General features: G+C 43.6%; 6 protein-coding genes. All 6 read right to left on the reverse strand.

All coding sequences use genetic code 11. From position 1 onward, the window contains the following. The coding region (ccmD, locus tag A3761_RS29015) for a heme exporter protein CcmD (RefSeq protein WP_068750299.1) at window positions 1–84 on the reverse strand (84 nt) is incomplete at its 3' end. A gap of 48 nt (window positions 85–132) precedes the next feature. After that, on the reverse strand, window positions 133–882 hold the full coding sequence (locus A3761_RS12615; RefSeq protein ID WP_068510731.1) for a heme ABC transporter permease: 750 nt from the start codon (window positions 880–882) through the stop codon (window positions 133–135). Between the two features lie 48 nt (window positions 883–930). Next, complete coding sequence (gene ccmB / locus A3761_RS12620) at window positions 931–1,626, reverse strand: heme exporter protein CcmB (protein ID WP_068510728.1); 696 nt, start codon at window positions 1,624–1,626, stop codon at window positions 931–933. Further along, complete coding sequence (gene ccmA, locus A3761_RS12625) at window positions 1,623–2,252, reverse strand: cytochrome c biogenesis heme-transporting ATPase CcmA (RefSeq protein WP_068510725.1); 630 nt, start codon at window positions 2,250–2,252, stop codon at window positions 1,623–1,625. The genes ccmB and ccmA overlap by 4 nt, the downstream gene beginning before the upstream one ends. 181 nt (window positions 2,253–2,433) lie before the next feature. After that, a complete protein-coding gene (locus tag A3761_RS12630) occupies window positions 2,434–3,675 on the reverse strand; it encodes an NADH:flavin oxidoreductase/NADH oxidase family protein (protein ID WP_068510724.1) in 1,242 nt (413 codons plus the stop codon). A 168-nt stretch (window positions 3,676–3,843) separates the two neighbouring features. Then, the gene (locus A3761_RS12635) at window positions 3,844–4,839 is read right to left on the reverse strand and encodes a putative solute-binding protein (RefSeq protein ID WP_068510722.1); all 996 of its coding nucleotides are present in this window, start codon (window positions 4,837–4,839) and stop codon (window positions 3,844–3,846) included. Window positions 4,840–4,980: the final 141 nt, after the last annotated feature.

The following is a 4,980-nucleotide window of genomic DNA, read 5'->3' on the forward strand; positions in this document are numbered from 1 at the left end:
TAGCAAGCCTATACCGTAACATAGCCACACGTATAAACCATGCCCACCCATATTTAAAAACTCAGAAAAGCTGTCAAAACTCACTGACGCCTCCTAACAAGTAAAACCATTTTTGTTGAACTAAACATGTCGCTAGCGAACTCCGGACTGCTTTACGATGTCCTGAACCCATCTGGTTTTTCGCTCTCGAAGCAATATTTGGTTCTGCATTCTGATAATAACAAGTGCCGCGAAAAAGCAGTAAATACCGATGACCATCACTAATAAGGGTATCCACATTTCTGGCACCATTGCTGGTTTCTCGGTTAATTTAAAGGTTGCTGGTTGATGCAGGGTATTCCACCACTCAACAGAGTATTTAATAATCGGGATGTTCACGACGCCAACAAGCACAGTAATGGCAGATGCCCTTGCAGCCATATTTGCATCTTCAATAGCGGTTTGAATCGAGATCACACCAAAGTATAGAAACAGCAAAATAAGCATGGCGGTGAGCCGTGCATCCCATACCCACCATGTACCCCAGGTTGGCTTGCCCCAAACCGCACCAGTGAATAAAGCTAAAAAGGTAAATGCCGCACCAATTGGTGCAGCGGAAGAAATAAATATATCAGCAATTTTCATGCGCCAAACAAGAGATACTAGAGCAGCTGAAGCCATCATCATGTAGCAAGATTGAGCGAGAATCGCGCTTGGCACATGCAGGTAAATAATTCGGAAGCTGTTTCCTTGCTGATAATCAGGTGGAGCAAAAGCCAGGCCCCATGTAACCCCTGCTGTTATTAAGCCAAGTGCTGCAATCAGAAACCAGGGATAGTACTGTTTCGAAATATCATAGAACCACTTCGGCGAACCAAGCTTGTGAAAAAATGTCCATTTCATGGAGTTACTTCTTAACTAGCATAGATTGATTAAAATACTCGAGCTTCATTAGTTTGAAACACTCATCCGTAGTGCGGCAGCAGACGCAAAGGGCGAAAGTGTAACCGCTAGCACCAGCATGATACCGATAATTGCGAGGTGCCCGCCAACTGGTAAACCGTCAATACTGGCCTGTACCGTACCGGTACCAAATATTAGCACTGGTATAGTCAGTGGTAAGACTAATAGAGAAACCAGCACACCACCAGAGCGCAAGCTTACCGTCAATGCAGCACCAATGCCACCAATTAAGGTGATAACAGGAGTCCCCATGATCAAGGTCAATAAGAGTATTGGCAGGTGTTGAGGGTCAAGATGCAACATGACAGCGAGTAACGGCGACATGACCACAAGCGGCAGAGCAATTAGCAACCAATGAACAAAGGCTTTAACTAGCAGCAGCAGATATAAAGGGTGTGAGCTTAGTACAAGCTGCTCGAGTGAACCGTCGTCGTAGTCGGCCTGGAACAGGCGATCCAAGGAAAGCATTGTAGAAAGTAAGGCAGCAACCCAAACTAAACCAACAGATGCCGTGCCTAGAAAGTCGGGTGAAGGGTCTACGCCTAAGGGAAATAACACAATAATAATAGCGAAAAAAACTAGTGGGTTTGCCAGTTCCTGCTTGTGCCTAAATGCGGTAAGAAACTCTTTAGTTAAAATAGCTTTGGCGACGGGCCACAAACCGGTACTGGAGTTCATGCTCATATTACACTTCCTTTAATGGGAAGTATTTCAAGTCCGGGTAAAGAAAGCTGATGATGTGTTGTAAGAATGATTGTGACACCGCTAATTGCTTTTTCTAACAACAAATTTTCAAACTGGGCAACGCCTTGCTTATCGATGGCAGTAAAGATCTCATCAAGAATCCAGATCTTTGCCTCAGAGAGATATAATTGCGCCAGAGTTACGCGACGCTGCTGACCTGCTGACATATTGCGGCATAGAACATGTTCATACCCTTCTAAGCCGACTGAGCTGAGCGCGCTCCATAGCTGTTGTTCTACAACTGTTTGTCGCAAGCCAAGTAGATAACGCAGATTCTCTAAAGGTGTCATGCTGGTTTTAATGGCAGATTTATGGCCAATAAAAAGAAGCTGAGACTGGAAACTAAGCTGGGATTTATATAGAGCTTCGCCCTGCCAGTTAACTACGCCGTCATATGAAGTGAATAAGCCAGCTAAAATTCGTAGCAAGGTTGTTTTACCTGCACCATTAGGGCCTTCGAGCTGCGTTATCGTGGCAGGAAGAAAACTATGCTCTAGCCCGGAAAACAGAATGCGGTCTTCACGTTCACAAGATAGCTGCTTAATTTGGAGTACTGGCTCAACCATAGAGGTTTATGACTGCTTAAATAGAATCTCGAAGTCGCTATTATACCTGCAAAATACAATTTGAATATCTATTCACTTAGCTTATACCTTACAAATAAGAAAGGTTGCCTAAAGCTATACCACTAATGAGGAAATGCTCGGCAACCTATATCGATCGAGGCGAAATAATCAGATTGAGCGACTAAGCACGCCTTTTTGTAAAGGCATGAACTCCCAGGCCTGAGAGCGTCTGAGCCACAGATATCCAGGCTGTCTGATCAGGTATGGCCTGTTTGCCTTTAGATAGCCTCGCAAGCTGTGATTCGTACCAGGTAATATCAAGCATGGTCATTTTATCGATAAACTTCACGCCAGTGCTGGGTTTCGGTATATCAATCTTGTGCTCGGGATTTGCTATTAGCTCATTGGGAAAATCGGGATAAACAGAGAGCGGTCGAGCCAAACCGATAAAATCAGTTGCGCCACTCTTTAAGGCTTGAAGCATTGCGCTACCTGAGCGGAAGCCGCCAGTAACGACAAGTGGAATTGAAACGCGCTCGCGGATTTTATCTGCATATTCTATGAAGTATGCTTCGCGTCGGCGTGTTGATTCCTTAATGTTATGACCTACCATGCTTGGGCTTTCGTAGGTGCCGCCGGAAATTTCCAGTAAATCAATTCCCGCTTTTGCAAGGGTTTCGACTACTTCCATAGATTCTTCATGAGAGAACCCTCCTTTCGAGTAGTCAGCAGAATTTAATTTAATGCCAATTGGGTAATTATCATCTGTGGCTTCACGAATAGCACGGTAAACCTCTAATACAAAGCGCATTCTATTTTGTAAGCTACCGCCCCACTTGTCTTTTCTCTGGTTGTGGTGTGGAGATAAAAACTGGCTAACCAAATAACCGTGAGCGCCATGAATTTGTACACCATCGAAGCCTGTTTGTTTGGCAAGTTTTGCGGCGGTCGCAAACTTTTCGATTATTTCTAAAATTTCGCTTTCTTCGAGCGCACGAGGGGTGGCAAAGGTGTTTTCAAGCCCCCCACCTAAAGGAATAGCAGAGGGGGCGACTGGCTGCTTTGTTAAAAACGTTGGCGATTGCTTACCTGGGTGGTTTAATTGCATCCAAACTTTGGTGTCATTCTGCTTTGCAGCGTCCGCCCATTGAATGAAGCTCTCGAGGTCGCTTTCGTTATCTAGAACAACGTTTTTTGGTTCGCCAAGTGCTGCCCGGTCAATCATGACGTTACCTGTGATAAGTAACCCAGTACCGCCAGCTGACCAGGTACGATATAACTTAGCAAGTCGCTTGCCCGGATTGTGCTGTTTGTCTCCCAGTTGTTCGCTCATTGCAGACTTAAAGAATCGATTTTTAACGTTTACATTACCTTGTTGATATGGCGTAGCAAAACTTAGACTTGGGTGTGTAGTGCGTGACATGAGAACCTCGGTTTTTGGTTTTTATCTTATTTTGCTAATAATATAGATCTATATTTGTGACCGCTAGTCATGAATAGTGTAATACACATTCCTACCAATGGATTAATCGCAGACAATAAAAAGCCCGGCAACGGCCGGGCTTTAGAAAGTAAAAGCTAAGTTAGCAAATTACTCTGGTGTACCACACTCGGCAGCAGTTGGATTTTCAGAACAACGGATTTTCCAAAGCATTTTTAAAGCTTTAGGGTGGTGGTTACCCTCTGCTTTTAGAGCCATACGGATTTCACGCTTAAACTTAGTAATTTCTTCCTTAGTTTTAGCATCTGTTTTGATCCAATACTTCGCTGGGATTTCCGCTTCAGCATCCTTAACCATTTTATTAATGTCAGGAATACGAGAAAGAATGTACTCACGCATCTTTTGACCAAAGTCGTCTGCAAAGCGGTCCTTGTGAGTAACAAGCTGCATCATGCCGTAAAGGAGTTTTTCGTCGATAATACCGCCGTTCTCGCCGAGACCGTGATATAACTCAAATACGTTATAACCAAGCGCGACCATTGGTAGAATGTCGATATTACCGTTATTGAACTGGCCCGAGAAAGTGGTCAAAGAAGTGCCGACCGGAGACGCACCAACTAGGTTAGCAAGCTTCAAACTTTGTGGATCTTCGTTAAGAACCGAGATCTTTTTGCCGCTAAATTCTTCAACTGAGTCAATATTTCTGTCTCTTACGAATAGGTAAACAGAACCAACAGGCAAAGTACCAACCATCTCGTAATTACCATTCGTAAGTAGCTTGCCAACTTTCGGGTTAGTCAAGGCCTTTAGAACGATACCAAGCTGCTTCTCGTTGTTGATGCCACCAATTGCATCCAAGGTACCACCAAATGGAACGTATGGGCTACTCAATATAGAGGTAAGAAATACACCATCACACATACCGGCTTTAAAATCATTAGAGGCAACTTTTTCATCGGTAAAAGCTTCCAAATGGATATCTAGACCCCAAGGAATAGCTTTTGCTTTCAAGTCAGCGAAGAATGTCATTGCAGGACCGTTTTTTCCAACCGGGTCGTACATACAGAACTTTTTCTTTTCAAGTGCAGAAGCTGTGGCAGCAGTCGACAGCATTACTAGCGCAAGTATAATTCGACGAAATGTCATAATGTTTCCTTAATCCTCATTAATTGTTTGATGTGTAAGAACGTTCTTTTCTTATCGTTATTATGGTGCGAATAATAACAAAGACATGTTCGAAAAGAGACATCAAAATTGACTGCTAGTCACAAAAATAGATTTAAATTT

This window comes from Oleiphilus sp. HI0123, from assembly GCF_001635315.1.